Here is an 18,329-nt window from a genome sequence, read left to right as displayed (position 1 = left end):
ATCCTGTTTTTTTATGAGAAGAGCAGGGGAAAATAGTAAATGCAGAATTTGGAGAGGCTTAAGAATAAAATATAAAAGCAGCCGGTGTAACAATCTTTCGGTAAGCAGTACTAATATAAAATTAAAGCTATGAAATTATTAAAACTTTTATCCGTAATACTTGTATTCCAGTCTGCCTTTTCCTACACAGAGGCGCAGTCCCTGCAGACGCCGGGAAACAACCAGGTTAACCTGTCACTCATTAAAAGTGAAGACTATTCCATGACCTGGTATGCCCTGAAGGACACCTCAAAAATAGAAATGGCAAAGATTGATACGAAAATTCTGAAAACCGGTACCCGTATTAATGTTACCACAACCGTTAAGATGAAAAACATGCCGGACTGGACAGACGAAACAGCAGTGGCTTTTCCCGGTCTTGCTCCCGTAAAGCACAGCTCATTCAATACCCAGCGGGAGATGCTGCTGGATTTCGGGAAAAAGAATAGGGTAACAGGATATTATCTGGATAAGATCCAGAATAAGAAAACTGAGATCAGTGAAGAAACAAACGGAAAGTTTTTTGACAGCAATTTTTATCCGCAGCTGATCCGCTGGCTTCCGCTGAAAGAAAATTACACCGTAGAAATTGCCCTGTTTGATTACAATCCGAAATCTGCCATAGGCGTCATCAAAGCCTATATTACCGGAACCCGAAAAGGTACCCTGAATAATAAGCCGGTATGGATCGTTTCCGCAACCGATGATATCTCAGAAAAAAAGGCAATAAGTACGTATTATATGGATGTAGATACCCGTGACGTACTGAAACAGGAAATTGATATGGGCACAAGAAAAATGGTCATGGAAAGATTATAATATACACTGTGCCATTCTAAAAACCTCTTAAAAGCTATAAGTTTTAAGGGGTTTTGTATATAATATGGGAGGGCAATCTACATCTTAAACATAAATCCTTTCGAAATCCGCTTATGGTACTTCTCTTCATCAAACCGGTATAAAAAAGAACCCTTTTTAGAAGAAGTCATGTCTTTGTCATCGGTTCTCACCAAAATTCCAAGGCTGTTAATTTTGCTGATAAAATTTCTTTTATCATATTCTTCGCCGGAGATTGCCTCATATAGGTTTTGCAGGTCTTTCATGGTAAACCGTTCCGGCAGGAGCTCAAATCCTATGGGCTGTGTAGAAGCACGGTACCGCAACCGGGATACTGCATCCTGCACCATTTCGTTGTGGTCAAAAATCAGGTGCGGAAAATCTTTCACGTCAAACCATTGGGCACTGTACCGCTCATTGATCTGAATGTCTTTTTCGATATTGATCAGCGCATAATAAGAAACGGATATGATTCGGGCAGTAGGTTCACGCTCTGTTCCACTGTAGCATTTCAGCTGTTCAAGGTATATATTCTCAATTCCCGTCAGTGTATTAAGGACCCTGGAAGCGGCCTGATCCGAGGTTTCATCAGAATTAATAAAGCCACCCATCAGAGACCATTGCCCTTTTTCAGGCTCAAAATCCCTTTTGATCAGCAGGATCTTAAGATTTTCCCCGTCAAAACCGAAAATAATACAGTCAACTGCAACCAAATGTCTGGGATAGTTTCCGTAGTCTTTTACCATCTGAATCAATTTATGCAAAGGTACTGTTTTAGCGCTGATAAAAGCAGGCCGTAAAATAAATGTGGCATATACACTTTATATAGGCCGGAAATATCTATTTTCTCAATTCCGGGATTTCAACATCATTTAAGGGGATTACTAAAGCTGTAATTGATGAGATTTATCTATAAAATAATCCATATACATATTAATTTAACGTTAAAATTATGTTAAAGTTTAAATATAAATTAAAATACCTTCTCATAAGCTTTGTTTTGATGGATATTATTAAAAATACGATAAGCATTCGTTAAAAAATCAGCTGATGGCCCTCATGCTTTCATGAATGGTTTGATAACAGCCCATTGTATCCGGTAAAGATATAAAACATCCCTTTTTCGATATTCTTACATTTTATGATAAGGAGGATAGTTTTGTTCGTGTTAACGGACTTTTTATCGTGTTGAATACGTTTTATAAACAGGCCGCAGCCTAAAATTGCTTTTATATATAAATACTTTCTTTTATTTTTAAAAAATATAGGAATCAGTAAAATTATGAACAGAACAGCACTGGCCGTATTTTTAAGTTGCGCATCATTTTCATTTGGGCAGACAGATAAGAAAATAAGTTATTTTCCCCTGGGCGATGTGCGTTTATCAGAAAGTGTTTTCAGTGCTGCGATGGATACCGATAAGAAATACATCATGTCCATGAACCCCGACAGGCTGCTGTCCCCCTATCTTAAAGAAGCCGGCCTGCCGCCAAAAGCAGACAACTATCCGAACTGGGAAAACACAGGGCTGGACGGGCATATCGGCGGGCACTACCTTTCCGCACTGTCATTAATGTATGCTTCTACAGGGGATACCAAAGTAAAAAACCGCCTGGATTATATGCTTGATGAGCTGGAACGCTGTCAGGATACATCTGGGAAAGGATACATGTCCGGAGTTCCGGGTGGAAAAAAAATATGGAAGGAAATTGCTGAAGGAAACATACGGGCTTCGGGCTTCGGACTGAATGACCGCTGGGTTCCGCTGTATAATATCCATAAACTCTATTCAGGGCTGCGTGATGCCTATTGGTATGCAGGCAGTGAGAAAGCAAAAAAAATGCTGGTAAAACTTACCGGCTGGATGGCAGATGAGGTTTCAGGCCTTTCTGATGAGCAGATTCAGGAGATGCTCCGCAGTGAGCACGGCGGACTGAACGAAGTTTTTGCTGATGTGTATGATATTACAGAAAATCCGGAATATCTGAAGCTCGCCCGTCGTTTTTCTCATCTCGCTGTTTTGAATCCGTTGCTGGAAAGTGAAGATAAACTTACGGGAATGCATGCCAATACACAGATTCCGAAGGTAATAGGATACAAAAGGATAGCAGATTTAGAAAACAACAAAGCATGGAGCCGTGCCGCTGATTTTTTCTGGGCCAACGTTACACAAAAGCGTTCGGCGATTATCGGGGGAAACAGTGTCAGCGAACATTTTAATCCGACAGATGATTTCAGCGGAATGATTAAGAGCATCGAAGGTCCCGAAACCTGCAATACCTATAATATGCTGAAGCTCTCCAGAGAATTGTATGCAACCAATCCGAAATCCTCTTACGTAGATTATTACGAAAGGGCTTTGTACAACCATATTCTTTCCACACAGAATACCGGAAAAGGTGGCTTTGTGTATTTTACGCCGATGCGTCCCGGCCATTACAGGGTATATTCCCGGCCGGAAAGCGGTTTCTGGTGCTGCGTGGGTTCAGGCATGGAGAATCACGCCAAATACGGAGAAATGATTTATGCACATTCTGATAAAGATCTGTATGTTAATCTATTCATTCCGTCAACATTAAAGTGGCCGGAAAAGCAGATTATGCTGAGACAGGAAAATAATTTTCCTGCAAATCCTGAAACAAAGCTTGTTTTTGATCTGGCAGGGAAATCAGTGGTAAACCTGAAATTAAGATCTCCGGAATGGGCAGAACCATCGGAGGTGAAAATTCTTATCAATGGAAAACAGCATCATATACAGCCTGATGCCGACGGCTATTTTAACCTTTCAAAAAAATGGAAAAAAGGCGATGTGGTGGAAATGAAACTGCCGATGCATCTTTCAGCCGAGCAGCTCCCGGATCATTCAGATTATTTTGCATTTAAATACGGGCCGGTTGTTCTGGCTGCCAGATACGGTACGCAAAACCAGACCGGATTGTTTGCTGATGAAAGCAGGGGCGGACACATCGCACACGGCCCGCAGATCCCTCTAAACGAAATCCCTGTTATTTTGGGAAGCCAAGCATCAGTTATAAGCCATTTGAAAAAGGTTAACGCAAAGGACCTTACCTTTAAATTAAACGGCTTGTATCCTCAGGATAAATTCAACAACGGCCTGGAGCTGATTCCCTTTTATAAAATTCAGGAAGAGCGGTATATCATTTATTTTCCTCAGGCAGACCAAGGGAAAATTGAAATAATTCAGAAGCAGAAAGCTGAGGATGAAGCAGCAATAAGAAAACTGGACCGCATTACCGCGGATAAAATTCAGCTGGGCGAGCAGCAGCCGGAATCCGATCACTTTTTTGAAAGCAAAGATTCCAACACTGGTTATATGGAAGACCGTCATTTCCGCGAAGCAAAGGGATGGTTCAGCTATCAGATGAGAAACAGAGATAAAAATGCAAAATACCTGTATCTTCTTTATTTCGATGCCAATAACAACCGAACGCTGCATGCAGAAATTAATGGAATAAAAGTGATTTCTAAAGATTTCGACGGAAAACCGGGCAGCTCTCCACAATCACTGTTAATCCCGATTCCTGAATCTGAAAGTCATAAGGAAATCCTTACCGTAAAATTTAATTCAGGTGAGAAATCGCTTACCCCGAAAATTATTGAAGTAAGATTGCTGTCAGAAACGCCAGAATAAATTTAAAAATGAAAAAGCTAAATATAAATTTGTTTTTGGGCAGCTTTATCCGCCTTCCGCTCCCGCTATTTTGTCATTGCGGGCGAAGTAAAGCAATCCTTATAACCATTCAGCAGTCGCAATGAAAAAATGAGCTCCGCTCAAGTCGGGCTGCGGGTAATACAACGTTTAAAACTGATTAAAATATTTTATATAAATATGAATAAGAAAAAATTGACCAAAGTTCTGGTTTTGCTCCTCTGCACATTCTGCATTTTCATGGAGGCCAAAATCAAGCTTCCGGCCCTGGTTTCGGACGGCATGGTTCTCCAGCGAAATCAGAAACTGAAAATCTGGGGCTACGCGGATGCAGGAGAGAAAGTAAGCGTTGCATTCCTGAATAAATCCTATACCGCCATTGCAGACAAAAACGGAAACTGGAATATTATGCTCCCCGAGCTTAAAGCAGGCGGGCCTTTCATCATGACGGTTAATGAAATTATCCTTAAAAATATCCTGGTAGGCGATGTCTGGGTAGCTTCCGGACAGTCCAATATGGAACTTCCGATGCGCAGGCTGAAGCCATTATATGCAAACGAAATCAAAAATGCCGGTAACCAGAATATCCGGTTTTTCACGGTTCCTCAAAAATATAATTTTAAAGCCCCGCAGACTGAACTGGAGGGCGGTAAATGGGAAGCCACAGATCCGCAGACCATTCTTAACTTTTCGGGTGTTGCCTATTTTTTTGCCAAAGAACTGAATGAAAAAAATAAAGTTCCGGTAGGAATTATCCACACCAGCCTGGGAGGTTCCCCGGTACAGGCCTGGATGGACGAAAAGTCCCTGAAAAAATATCCTGAGTATCTGGATGAAGCCAAAAAATGGCAGAATGATGCGTTAATTAAATCAACAGAATCTGATGAGCAGGCCTTAAGCAAAGCCTGGTATACCGAACTTGACCGGACAGATTCCGGGCTGAACCAGCATTGGGAAAACTTTGATCTTGATGATTCCGGATGGAAAACCATGACGGTACCGGGATCATGGGAAGACCAGGAAGGTTCATTTGACGGATCCGTATGGCTGAGAAAAGAAATTATGCTACCCAAAGGTTCAGCAGATCAGCCTGCATTTTTAAATCTGGGAAGGATTAAAGATGCCGATGTCACCTACATTAACGGTGTAAAAGTAGGAAATGTAACCTATGAATATCCGCCGCGGTGGTACGATATTCCGGCTGGTGTTTTAAAAGAAGGCAAAAATGTTATTGCCGTGAGAATTACCAACGGAAGCGGAAAAGGGCAGTTCATTGCTGATAAGCCTTATTATCTGGAAATCGGCGGCCGTAAAATTGACCTGAAAGGAGAATGGAAATATAAAGTAGGGGCTAAAATGGGGAAAATGGCTCCGGGCCAGACTTTTATCCGCTGGAAACCGACCGGGCTGTACAATGCCATGATCAGCCCGCTGGTTAATTATAAAGTTAAAGGGTTTCTCTGGTATCAGGGAGAAAGCAATACCGGGAAACCGACAGAATACGGAGACTTACTGACCACGATGATCACCGACTGGCGTTCAAAATGGAATGAAAAAGAAGCACCGTTCCTGATTGTTCAGCTCGCTAATTTTATGGAACCGAAAAGCCAGCCCGTTGAAAGCAACTGGGCAGAGCTGAGAAACCAACAGCGGACCGTTTCACTAACCGTTCTGAATACGGGGCTTGCTGTAGGCATTGATGCAGGGGAGTGGAATGACATTCATCCTTTAAATAAAAAAACCATAGGTGACCGGCTCGCTTTACAGGCATTCAGGATTGCCGGTAAAAAAAATATCACGGCAGACGGACCTGTTTACGAATCCATGAAGAAAGAAGGCAGTACAATTATTCTTTCCTTTAAATCCGGAACAGACCATCTGACCCCGGTTTCAGAACTGAAAGGTTTTGCTGTTAAAGGTCCAGATGGAAAATATGAATGGGCAAAAGCAAAAATTGAAGGCAATAAAATCAAGGTCTGGAATGACCGCATCAGCAATCCGGTTGCAGTACGGTATGACTGGGCAGATAATCCGGATGGAAACCTCACCAACAAAAGCGGGCTTCCGGCTTCACCGTTTACCACAGAACAATATTAAAATCAACACATAAAAATAAAAATAAGGACAGGCAGATTTAATCTATAAACTATTTGCCTATCCTCTAACATCTAATTCATATGAACAATCATCCACAAAAAATATCAGTAACAGAGAAAATAGGCTATAGCTTAGGTGATCTTGCTGCCAATCTTGTTTTTCAGACCCTGGTGACCTACCTCGCTTATTTTTATACCGATATTTACGGACTCAAACCTGAAGATGCTTCCATCATCACCCTTATTGTAGGGCTGATTGCCGGATTCGGATTTAACCCGGTAATCGGGGCACTGGCAGACCGTACCCGCACCAAATGGGGGAAATTCCGTCCGTGGATCTTGTTCACAGCAGTTCCCTTGGGCATTGCCGCGCTGCTTGCTTTCAGCACGCCCGGCTTTTCCTACAAAGGAAAAATGATCTATGCGGCGGCAACCTATTCACTGCTGCTGTTGCTGTATGCAGCCAACAATTTACCGTATGCTGCATTAAGCGGGGTAATTACCGGTGACATGGGGGAACGGAACAGTATTTCATCCTACCGTTTTGTGGCCGTTATGTTTGCACAGTTTTTTGTACAGGTATTTATGCTCCCGATTATTTTATCCGTAGGAAACGGGGATAAGGCAGCGGGTATTGAAACGGTGATGACCTGGCTGGCCGTTATCGGATCTGTGATGCTGCTCATTACATTTTTTACGACCAGGGAAAGGATTGTTCCTACCTCTGAACAGAAATCCAGCTTGAAGGAAGACCTTAAAGACCTCTCTAAGAACAAGCCGTGGATCATTATGCTTACCGTAACCGCACTGATCTTCATTACCCTGGCCATGAAAGGAGGTTCCTATGTATATTATTTCAATAACTATGTAGATGAAGATGCACTTACCTCATTTATCTCGCCGATTACCGCTTTTTTCAATTCCGTTGGGATGAATTTTTTTGGGGAAGACCCTAAATCTGCAGGATTCGGTCTGTTCAATGCCGGAGGGATCATCATGATGATTGTGGGGATTGCATTCTCTAAAAAGTTTGCGGATAAATACGGGAAAAGGGATACATTTATCGCTTCATTGTTCATTTCTACCCTGTTTGTGCTGTGCTTTATCCTGTTCCCGCCCAAAGCAGTCGGGTTAATGTTTACATCACAGATCCTTCACGGATTCTTTTACGGGATCAGTACCCCTTTGCTGTGGGCAATGATTGCAGACGTAGCCGATTATTCCGAGTGGAAAAACAACCGCCGCGCAACCGCTATTATTTTCTCTGCCATGATGGTGGGATTAAAGGTAGGCTTAAGCATCGGCAGTTCACTGGTGTCGTCAATCATCGGGCATTACGGGTATATTTCATCAGAAGGTGCGCAGAATGTTATTCAGCCCGAAACGGTGGCGGCAGGTGCCAAAATGCTGGTCAGCATCTTTCCGGCTGTACCGTTCTTCCTTTCCTGCGGCCTGCTTTTATTTTATAAAATCAACAAAAAGATGGAGGTTCAGATTGAAAAAGACCTGGCTGAAAGAAGAAAATCATCCGGGATCAAACAAAATTAATTTAAACAAAATATATGAAACGGCTTTTTATATTCTTGGGGGCAGCAGCCATTACAGCTTTAACTCCCTGTAACATAAATGCGCAGCGCAGTAATGCAACCCTGAAAACCGCTTTTAAAGATACATTCTACATCGGGACAGCCATGAGCCTGCCGCAGATTTATGGCAAGGACCGCAAATCCGTTGAAATCATTAAGAAACAGTTCAGTTCCATTGTAGCGGAAAACTGTATGAAATCCATGTTCCTGCAGCCGGAAGAGGATAAGTTCTTCTTTGATGATGCTGACAAATTCGTAGCTTTCGGTGAGAAGAACAACATGTTTATCATCGGGCATACGCTGATCTGGCATTCACAGCTGCCGAAATGGTTCTTCACTGAAAAAGACGGCCGGGATGTTTCCCCGGAAGTATTGATGCAGAGAATGAAAAACCACATCACCACTGTGGTTTCCCGCTACAAAGGAAGGGTGAAAGGATGGGATGTGGTGAACGAAGCGATCATGGAAGACGGCTCTTACAGAAAAAGTAAATTCTACGAAATCCTGGGCGAAGATTTTATTCCGCTGGCTTTCCAGTATGCCCATGAAGCTGACCCTGATGCGGAACTGTATTATAATGACTACAATGAATGGTATCCCGGAAAAGTAGCCACCGTTATCAAAATGGTAAAAGACATAAAAGCAAGAGGCATCCGGATTGACGGTGTAGGCATGCAGGCTCATGTGGGCATGGATACGCCGTCAGTAAGCGAGTATGAGACAGCCATTTCCGCTTACGCCCAATCCGGTGTGAAAGTAAACATTACAGAACTGGACATCAGTGCCCTGCCTTCGCCGTGGGGAACGTCTGCCAATGTTTCTGATAAAATAGCATACGACGAAAAAATGAATCCCTATAAAAAAGGGCTTCCCGCAGATGTACAGGCCGGTTGGGAAAAACGGTATGAGGATTTTTTCAGATTATTTCTGAAACATAAAAACAGCATCAGAAGGGTCACATTATGGGGCGTAACCGACAGCCAGTCCTGGAAAAACGATTTCCCGATCAAAGGCAGAACCGATTATCCGTTATTGTTTGACCGCCAGTACAGAACAAAACCTGTAGTAGGGAAAATCATTCAGCTGACAAAAGAAAAATAATACAGCCTGAAACCTATAATATAAGGTTTAAAAAGATTAAAAACATTTATCCACCAATCTATCATCTATCAGTCTATTATCTATCAGTCCATTATCTAAACATCTATATTAAAAAATGAACAAATCAAAATATCTATTCCCAAAAGACTTCATGGCAGATCCTTCCGTACATGTTTTTGAAGGAAGGCTTTATATCTACCCGTCCCACGACCGCGAAAGCGGAATTGAGGAAAATGACAACGGCGACCATTTTGACATGAATGATTACCATGTTTTTTCCCTTGATGATGTGGAAAATGGCGAAATCCAAGATCACGGTGTCGTACTTTCGGTAAAAGATATCCCGTGGGCAGGAAGACAGCTCTGGGATTGTGATGTTGCCTGTAAAGACGGCAAATATTATATGTATTATCCGCTGAAAGATAAAAATGATATCTTCCGCATCGGCGTTGCGGTAAGCGACAGACCTTACGGGCCTTTCATCCCTGAAAAGCATCCGATGCTGGGAAGCTACAGCATTGACCCGTGTATTTTTGAAGACAACGGCAGGCATTATATGTATTTCGGAGGGATCTGGGGCGGACAGTTACAGCGTTACAGAAATAACAAAGCGCTGGAATCTGCAGTTCTTCCCGATGAAAATGAACCTGCAATTTCTTCAAAAGTTGTTGCTTTGAGCGATGATATGCTGGAATTCGGGGAAGAAGCCAAAGATGTTCTGATTCTTGATGAAAAAGGCAGTCCTTTGCTTCACGGCGACAAACACCGCTTTTTTGAAGCTTCATGGATGCATAAATACAACGGCAAATATTATTTTTCATATTCTACCGGAGACACCCATCTGATATGTTATGCAACGGGGGACAATCCTTACGGGCCGTTTACTTTCCAGGGGGAAATCCTGACGCCTGTTGTAGGATGGACCACCCACCACAGTATTGTGGAATTTAAAGGGAAATGGTACCTGTTCTTCCATGACTGTGTTCCGAGCGAAGGAAAAACATGGCTCAGAAGCATGAAAGTGGTTGAGCTTGAATATGACAGCGACGGTAAAATCAAAACCATTGAAGGCCAGGAATAGGTAAGGGGCTTATAATAAATCCAATACAGAGATTATTCTGTTACAATAAAAGCTTTCAAGAGAATCCGGAGGGTTCAACAACAATAGCATAGGTGCAACCTGTGCAATATCAATAACCATAGGTCAGTCTATGGATAAAAAACAGTTCCAGATGCAGCATTTCAGAGTATACATCATATTATTTTTAATGATTCCGTTAACGGCTTTTGCAGAAGACGGAAGCCGGCTCTGGCTTAGATTTCCGGCAAAAAACGGAATTTCAGCAGATCAGATTATTTCCAGAGGGAATAGTCCGACGTTGACTATTGCAAGAAAAGAGTTAAGCAGTCACTGGCAGGGACAGACCGTCGAACTCCGTACAGACCGGTCATTAAAAAACCTGAAAGGCGGCTATACCATAAAAACGGTTCAGAATAAACTGGTTATTTCTGCTGAAAAAGAAATCGGGCTGTTGTACGGAGTCTATCATATTTTACGCCTTCAGCAGACAAAATCAGTTGTAACAGGTCTTGATATTACGGAAAAGCCTTCTTATGATGTAAGGATCCTCAACCACTGGGACAACCTGGACGGCAGTATTGAAAGAGGCTATGCCGGAAGATCATTATGGAAATGGGAAGATTTACCGGGAAAGATTTCGCCGAGGTATGAAGAATATGCACGCGCGAATGCTTCCATAGGAATTAATTCGGTGGTGCTTAACAATGTGAATGCTTCACCCAACATGCTCCGCAATGACTATCTGGTTAAAGTGAAAGCACTGGCAGATATTTTCCGTCCTTACGGGATTAAAGTATATCTCTCGGTTAATTTTTCATCCCCGAAAGTTCTCGGCGGACTGGAAAATTCAGATCCGCTGGATAAAAATGTCCGGAAGTGGTGGAAAGATAAAGCCGCTGAAATCTATAAACTGGTTCCTGACTTCGGTGGTTTTCTGGTTAAAGCCAATTCGGAAGGGCAGCCCGGACCTCAGGATTACGGAAGAACGCATGCTGATGGCGCCAATATGATGGCGGATGTCCTGAAGCCTTACAACGGAATTGTTATGTGGAGGGCTTTTGTGTACAGTCCGAGCAAAGAAGACCGCGCCAAACAGGCCTATCTGGAGTTTGTGCCGCTGGACGGCAAGTTCCGGGATAATGTGATCATCCAGATTAAAAACGGACCGGTTGATTTCCAGCCGAGAGAAGCATTCAACCCGTTGTTCGGGGCTTTAAAAAAGACTCCTGAAATGGTTGAATTCCAGATCACGCAGGAATATCTGGGGCAGTCTAACCATCTGGCATATTTAGCCCCGTTGTTTAAAGAAACCCTGGAAAGCGATACCTATGCAGAAGGAAAAGGGTCTACCATCGCCAGAATTACAGACGGTACGCTACGTATGCAAAAGCTTACGGCAGTTTCCGCGGTGGCGAACATCGGGGAAGATACCAACTGGACCGGCCATCAGTTTGCTCAGGCCAACTGGTACGCCTTCGGAAGGCTGGCCTGGAACCATGACCTTACCCCGGAACAGATTGCCGCTGAATGGATAAAAATGACCTTTACGGATGATAAACGTTTTCTGGATCCGGTAAAAAATATGATGCTCACTTCAAGGGAAACCGTGGTGGATTATATGATGCCTTTAGGACTGCACCATATTTTTGCAGGAGGCCATCATTACGGCCCTGAACCGTGGGGCGATTACAAAGGCGGCAGGCCGGACTGGTCTCCCGTATATTATCATCAGGCCAATGCGGAAGGAATCGGGTTTGACAGGACCAGGACAGGAAGCAATGCGGTTTCACAATATAATCCGCCGCTGAACGAAATCTACGGAAACATCAATACCTGCCCGGAAAATCTTCTGCTGTGGTTTCACCATGTTCCCTGGAATTATAAAATGAAGGACGGAAAAACATTATGGGAAGAACTGTGTTATAAATATGATACGGGTGTTAAAAATGTACGCGGTTATCAGGTTACCTGGGACCGGATGCAGCCTTATGTTGATGAACAGAGGTTTGCGGAAGTACAGTATAAGCTTAAAATCCAGTCAAGAGATGCAGTGTGGTGGAAAGATGCCTGCCTGCTGTATTTTCAGACTTTTTCTAAAATGCCGGTTCCTTACGACATCGAACGTCCGGTTCACGAACTCGAGGATTTGAAAAAAATTAAGCTTGATATGGGACACCATAATTAAAAAAATGAGGCAACTCTTTCTCCGTGATTTAAGAAAAGAAGAGCTACCTCAAAACTGACTGTACGTAAAATTGTTATTCCCTTTAATTCAGGAATGTATCTATAATTTAGTTATGGATCTTGTTAAAGAGTGATGACTTTGTTAAAAACACTTCCTCCCTGTTCAACCCGGATGATATAAGTGCCGGAAGTTTCCGGATTAAGATCAAAAGTCAGGTCAAGTGCTCCTTCAGCAGATTTTTTACTGCTTGTGTAATAGGCTGTATTGGAGTCATCATAAACAGAAATCTGTACAGGCATGGTAGCTTCAGCAAGATGAAGTTTCACGGTATGGCCTGAAATGGTAAATTCGGGCTTGCTTACGGAGCTCACCGGTGTTTTTTCCATTTTCACCATGTTATTCTTATCAATGCTTATCTTATACTTTTCTATCCTGGATTCAGATTCTGCAATCAGGTAATACGTTCCCGGGGAAAGTGCCTGAAGATCATAGGATTTCGCTATATGCGCTTCCGAACCCAGGTTTTCAGAATACAGTTCACCTTCCGTATCATTGTAGATGAATATTGACATATTCTTAGCATTCGATACTTCAAAATGTACAGTTTTTGCTGTTATGTTTCCTACAGACACAGAAAAATCCCTGTCTTTACTCATCAGGCTGGCTGACATCAGTGAGAATCCCAAAAGAATCCCGGTTTTTAAGAATGTATTCATGATAATGTTTTTGTTATCAATAATTTATAGGGCAAAGATACAGCAGTAATCTACTGCAGTCTACCATACAATTTTCATATATATGTCTTATATTAACCCTGTGTGTATGTTAATTAAATATTAATTGTTAATTTTGTGTATAATTTAGTCAATATAGCATTATATTATTGTTATGAAACATTCACATCCCGCCTTTGAAGCCATACATCCTACCATAGGAAGCAGCTTTACCAGCCTGAAATTCCTTACCAATGAAAACATCAAATCCCATGTCTGGCATTACCATCCGGAGATTGAACTGATCTATGTCTGTAAAGGTTCGGGGAAAAGGCAGATCGGGAGTAATATCTCTTACTTTTCGGATGGCGACCTGGTACTTATCGGCAGTAATCTTCCGCACTGCGGGCTTACGAATGAACAAACCAACAATGATTATGAAATGGTAGTCCAGTTCAAGCCTGATTTTTTAGGCGAAGCGATCTGGAAAGCCCCGGAAATGCAGCGGATTGTCGCATTGCTGGAGAAATCAAAAGCCGGGATTGTATTCGGTGAAAATACCAAGAAAGAGATCGGGAAAAAAATTACAGACATGCACGAGTCATCATCCCTGGACCGGCTGATCAGGTTTCTGGGCATTCTGGATGAACTGGCTTTTACCCAGGACTGCAGGATTCTGAACGCCGGAAAATATTACCTCCAGACCCAGGTGGAAGACAATGACCGGATTAATATTATTTTTAATTATGTGAAAGACCATTTCAGGGAACAGATGACCCTGGAAGAAATCGCTGATCTCGCGAATATGAAAGTCCCTTCATTCTGCCGCTACTTCAAGAAAATCACCAACAAGACCTTTACCCAGTTCGTGAATGAATACAGGATTACCCATTCATTAAAGCTTCTGTCTGAACAGCCGTTAAGCATTACCGAAGTCTGCTTTGAATCCGGTTTCAATAATTTCAGCTATTTCAATAAGACATTTAAAGAATACATCAAAAAAAGCCCTTCGCAGTACAGGAAAGAATTTAATTACCTGATTGAATAGGTTTTTAATTGATTTTTAATATAAAACTCTCTGCCTGCCTGGATTTGAAATACAATTTTAACATTTCTGAATTGATTTTATTATTATTTCCTGGCCGGAAAATTATAAATTGCATCTATCTATGCATACTACCTTAATCAACGCTGCAAAAGCAGCATTTCAGTCAGCATTTCAGTCGGAGCCTGAACATATTTTTCTTTCTCCCGGAAGAATCAATATCATCGGGGAGCATGTAGATTACAATGACGGTTACGTACTTCCGGCTGCCATCGACAAGTACATCTGCTTTGCCGTTAAAAAACAGCAGGACTCCGAAACCTGTACGTTTTTCGCTGCAGACCTTAATGAATCCTTCAGTTTTAATATCAGTGAAAAACAAAGTCCGGTCGGGCAGATGTGGGTTAATTATCTGCTGGGCGTGGTTGATGCCATTCAGGAAAGCGGGAAAACAGTGGGTGGGTTACAGATCGCATTCAGCAGTACCATTCCCATGGGATCAGGATTGTCTTCGTCCGCAGCACTGGAATGTGGTTTCGCCTATATTTTAAATATCCTGTTTGATCTTCAGTTTTCAAAGAAAGAAATTGCACTGATCGGCCAGAAAGCAGAGCATACTTTTGCAGGCGTACAATGCGGGATCATGGATCAGTTTGCTTCGGTCTTCGGAAAGGAAAATAAAGTTATGATGCTGGACTGTAATTCACTGGAGCATCAGTATTACGATGCGCAGCTGAACGGCTACAGCCTGGTACTGTTTGACAGCTGTGTAAAACATACCCATCTCACTTCCGGTTATAACGACAGAAGAAAAGATGTTGAGGTGGGAAAGGAAATCATTAAGTCCCATTATCCAGGGATTCTTAATTTCCGTCAGGTTACTGAAGAAATCCTTACAGAGCTGAAGGAAGATATGGGCGATCTGGCTTATAAGCGGTGCCTGTATCTGGTTAAAGAAATAAAAAGAGTAGAAGAGGCGGTAAAGGCCCTGTCAGAAAACAATCCGGAATACCTTGGCCGTCTGATGACCGAAACCCATACCGGGCTTTCACAGGAATATGAGGTAAGCTGTAATGAAATTGACTTTCTGGTGGAAGAGGCACTGAAGGAAGAAAGCGTTTTGGGCGCACGGATGATGGGCGGCGGTTTTGGCGGCTGCAGCATCAATCTGGTAAAAGAAGATCAGGCAGACCGGATCAGCAGGAATATTGAAGAAAAATACCGGAAGGCATTCGGTATTGATATGAAGGTTTATAAAATTAATATTTCCGAAGGAATAAAAGAATATACGGACAATGAATTCATCATTTGACAGTAAAAAGCATCCGCACAGAAGGTATAACCCGTTATTGGACGAATGGATTCTTGTTTCACCACAGAGGGCCAACCGCCCGTGGCAGGGGCAGACCGAAGGCTCTGAGCAGGAACATCTCCCGAAACATGACCCCGGATGTTATTTATGTGCAGGAAATCTCCGGGTTAACGGTGAGAAAAATCCGGATTATAAAGGTGTCTATGTTTTTGACAACGATTTCGGATCTCTGATGAATGAAGAAGTGGAAATTTCAGAAAATAAAACCGGTTTTTTTTCAATGCATCCCGAACGCGGTATTAACAGGGTCATCTGCTTCTCTGAAAACCACAGCCTTACTTTACCGGAAATGGAAACGGAAGACATCAGAAGGGTAGTTGATGTCTGGCAGCAGCAGTATGAAGAACTGGGGACTCAGGATTATATCAACCATGTCCAGATCTTTGAAAATAAGGGAAGAATTATGGGATGCAGCAATCCGCATCCGCACGGTCAGATCTGGGCGCAGTCTTCCATTCCCACCATGATCCGCAAAACCCAGGAAAATTTAAAAACGTATTTTGATAAAAACGGAAAGTCGCTTTTAGAGGATTACCTTCAGCAGGAAATGGAGGCCGGGGAAAGGATTATTCTGGAAAACAGTGATTTTGTGGCACTGGTTCCTTTCTGGGCATCATGGCCTTATGAAACAATGGTCATCAGTAAGCGGAAAGCTGAAAACATTTCTCAGTTTTCAGAAAAGGAAAAAAATGCACTGGCGGAAATTTTAAAAAACCTTACGACCAAATACGATAACATTTTTAATATCTCATTTCCCTATTCTTCCGGGATCCACCAGGCACCTACAGACGGTGAAAACCATCCGGAATGGCATTTTCATATGCATTTCTATCCGCCGCTTCTGCGAAGTGCCGAGGTGAAAAAATTTATGGTGGGCTATGAAATGCTTGCCGAAACGCAGCGGGACCTTACGCCGGAACAGAGTGCGGAAGTTCTTAAAGACAGGTCAACCGTTCATTATAAAATTCAATTTCAAAACAGTTAAATTTATACGATTCTTTAAGAAACCTATGCATAGCATGGATATTATAATGATTTTGTGGCATTAGGAACATAATTCACAATTACATAATAGATATGTAACATATCATGATTTATTAAGATAATGTAATTAAAAAACTTATTTTTATAAAATGATTATGTGAAAATTTTCTTATCGTTGTACTATGTATGTAATAACAGATCAGTTAAAAAGTATAGGGTTTAGTGTCAACCGTCTGGATAATATTGTTAAGCGAAATAATTACAACAGAAAGTTCCATACAATGGAATATTACTGTATTTATATATTTATGGAAGACGTTGATGTAGAGGTAGAAAACATCCCGTATTCCATCAAGGCCGGAAATATTGCTTTTCTAGGACCTGAAAAACAGATTGTGTTCGGCAATGCAGACGGGCACCAGATATTGGTCATTGCTTTTTCATCCAGTTTCTATGAAAGATCTTCCAAGGACAGCCTGTTCCTGAACTCGCAGCTTTTTTTCAATTATGAAGCGGATCTTTTCATAGCTCCCTTCCTGAATATTGAGCATATGAGAGTCATTTTCATGGAACGTATGGAAGCTTTTCAGCAGAAAGATGAAAACCTTTATGTATCTGCGGCACATAATGCTATTGAACGGCTGATTTTGGATGCATTTTTGTATATACCTAACGAAGAGATAAAAAAAGATATTAAATTTGATTATCTCCATTATGTAAACCGGTTTAAAATTCTTCTCCAAAGGGATTATAAAACTGCAAAAAAAGTTTCACATTATGCCAGTGAACTTAATATCACATCCAGAAGGCTTACAGAGATGACGGAATATGTTTTGGGGAAAACTGCGAAGGGAATTATTATTGAAAAGATAATAACTGAGTTTAAAAGAGCCTTGGTTTTCACAAATTTTACCATTTCGGAAATTTCTTATGACCTGGGTTTCAATGATGAAGGGAATTTCAGCAACTTTGTAAAAAAACATACTGGAAAAAATCCCTCAGAAATGAAATAAATAAAAAAAATATTGTACTTTTACATTAAGTAACAACTCAGTGAAAAATCTAGGTGATATGTGTGCCAAACTTTTTTTATTCAGTATTTTATTCTTTGCTTTCATAAATGTTTCAGGACAGAATGACGGTGTCTATCTTAACACGCGTCTGCATCCTGTACAGGTTCTTTCAATCGGTGACCTCCGGAATGAGCAGCCGGCAGGAAATATCGATGAAAAAAAATATTTTGCCATATCCAGTACAGCCGGATTTGAAGTGAACATCCATCAGGTAAATGATGATGATAAAATGAATATCATCAACAGCAGCAGAGGGACAGTACAGAAAACGTACACCATAGATCAGAAGATGCGCAGACTGATGAGCGAAATGTATACCGCCTCATCTGCAAAACCGGATTACCTTGTCTTAACTCTAATTTCTCAATAAAAAAATAAGCTGAAAAATACAGTATTAATTATGTTTTGAATAATAATATATTGTAAATTTTATGATTATTATAGGCGGTAAAATTGATTTAATAAGCTGAAAAATACAGTATTAATTATGTTTTGAATAATAATATATTGTAAATTTTATGATTATTATAGGCGGTAAAATTGATTT

The 18,329-nt window shown here is 41.6% G+C and carries 14 protein-coding genes; 12 read left to right on the top strand and 2 right to left on the bottom strand.

Translation table 11 applies throughout. From position 1 onward, the window contains the following. Positions 1–129 precede the first annotated feature (129 nt). Entirely contained in the window at positions 130–858 is a 729-nt protein-coding gene (locus tag ASE55_RS16685; RefSeq protein WP_056222276.1) for a hypothetical protein, read from the top strand. A gap of 77 nt (positions 859–935) precedes the next feature. Here the strand turns inward: ASE55_RS16685 and ASE55_RS16680 are convergent, their stop codons facing one another. Further along, a complete protein-coding gene (locus ASE55_RS16680; RefSeq protein WP_056222273.1) occupies positions 936–1,622 on the bottom strand; it encodes an NUDIX hydrolase in 687 nt (228 codons plus the stop codon). Positions 1,623–2,158: 536 nt separating this feature from the next. Here ASE55_RS16680 and ASE55_RS16675 point away from each other — a divergent pair. From ASE55_RS16675 to ASE55_RS16650, 6 genes are all read left to right on the top strand, one after another. Then, entirely contained in the window at positions 2,159–4,528 is a 2,370-nt protein-coding gene (locus tag ASE55_RS16675) for a glycoside hydrolase family 127 protein (protein WP_056222270.1), read from the top strand. Positions 4,529–4,726: 198 nt separating this feature from the next. After that, complete coding sequence (locus ASE55_RS16670) at positions 4,727–6,643, top strand: sialate O-acetylesterase (protein ID WP_082474635.1); 1,917 nt, start codon at positions 4,727–4,729, stop codon at positions 6,641–6,643. A gap of 80 nt (positions 6,644–6,723) precedes the next feature. Beyond that, complete coding sequence (locus tag ASE55_RS16665; protein ID WP_056222267.1) at positions 6,724–8,190, top strand: MFS transporter; 1,467 nt, start codon at positions 6,724–6,726, stop codon at positions 8,188–8,190. Between the two features lie 14 nt (positions 8,191–8,204). Beyond that, a complete protein-coding gene (locus tag ASE55_RS16660; protein ID WP_056222265.1) occupies positions 8,205–9,329 on the top strand; it encodes an endo-1,4-beta-xylanase in 1,125 nt (374 codons plus the stop codon). Between the two features lie 115 nt (positions 9,330–9,444). Next, positions 9,445–10,410: a glycoside hydrolase family 43 protein gene (locus tag ASE55_RS16655; RefSeq protein WP_056222261.1), complete on the top strand. Its 966-nt coding sequence runs from the start codon at positions 9,445–9,447 to the stop codon at positions 10,408–10,410. A 151-nt stretch (positions 10,411–10,561) separates the two neighbouring features. Then, positions 10,562–12,595: an alpha-glucuronidase gene (locus ASE55_RS16650; RefSeq protein WP_056222459.1), complete on the top strand. Its 2,034-nt coding sequence runs from the start codon at positions 10,562–10,564 to the stop codon at positions 12,593–12,595. Between the two features lie 122 nt (positions 12,596–12,717). Here the strand turns inward: ASE55_RS16650 and ASE55_RS16645 are convergent, their stop codons facing one another. Next, a complete protein-coding gene (locus tag ASE55_RS16645; RefSeq protein ID WP_056222259.1) occupies positions 12,718–13,311 on the bottom strand; it encodes a hypothetical protein in 594 nt (197 codons plus the stop codon). A gap of 172 nt (positions 13,312–13,483) precedes the next feature. On the opposite strand from ASE55_RS16645, the gene ASE55_RS16640 reads away from it, so the two are divergent. The 5 genes from ASE55_RS16640 (at position 13,484) to ASE55_RS16620 (ending at position 18,152) form a co-directional block, all read left to right on the top strand. Continuing rightward, entirely contained in the window at positions 13,484–14,356 is an 873-nt protein-coding gene (locus tag ASE55_RS16640) for an AraC family transcriptional regulator (RefSeq protein WP_056222257.1), read from the top strand. 121 nt (positions 14,357–14,477) lie between these two features. Further along, on the top strand, positions 14,478–15,665 hold the full coding sequence (galK, locus tag ASE55_RS16635) for a galactokinase (protein WP_056222254.1): 1,188 nt from the start codon (positions 14,478–14,480) through the stop codon (positions 15,663–15,665). Continuing rightward, positions 15,649–16,710 (top strand): UDP-glucose--hexose-1-phosphate uridylyltransferase, encoded by a 1,062-nt coding sequence (locus tag ASE55_RS16630; protein WP_056222251.1) that lies wholly within the window; start codon positions 15,649–15,651, stop codon positions 16,708–16,710. Before galK ends, ASE55_RS16630 begins: the two co-directional genes overlap by 17 nt. 181 nt (positions 16,711–16,891) lie before the next feature. Then, the gene (locus tag ASE55_RS16625) at positions 16,892–17,722 is read left to right on the top strand and encodes a helix-turn-helix domain-containing protein (RefSeq protein ID WP_082474631.1); all 831 of its coding nucleotides are present in this window, start codon (positions 16,892–16,894) and stop codon (positions 17,720–17,722) included. Between the two features lie 58 nt (positions 17,723–17,780). Continuing rightward, the gene (locus tag ASE55_RS16620; RefSeq protein ID WP_056222245.1) at positions 17,781–18,152 is read left to right on the top strand and encodes a hypothetical protein; all 372 of its coding nucleotides are present in this window, start codon (positions 17,781–17,783) and stop codon (positions 18,150–18,152) included. Positions 18,153–18,329 lie beyond the last annotated feature (177 nt).

The organism is Chryseobacterium sp. Leaf201 (assembly GCF_001421435.1).
Lineage (GTDB): Bacteria > Bacteroidota > Bacteroidia > Flavobacteriales > Weeksellaceae > Chryseobacterium.
This window is presented reverse-complemented; position numbering and strand designations above follow the sequence as displayed.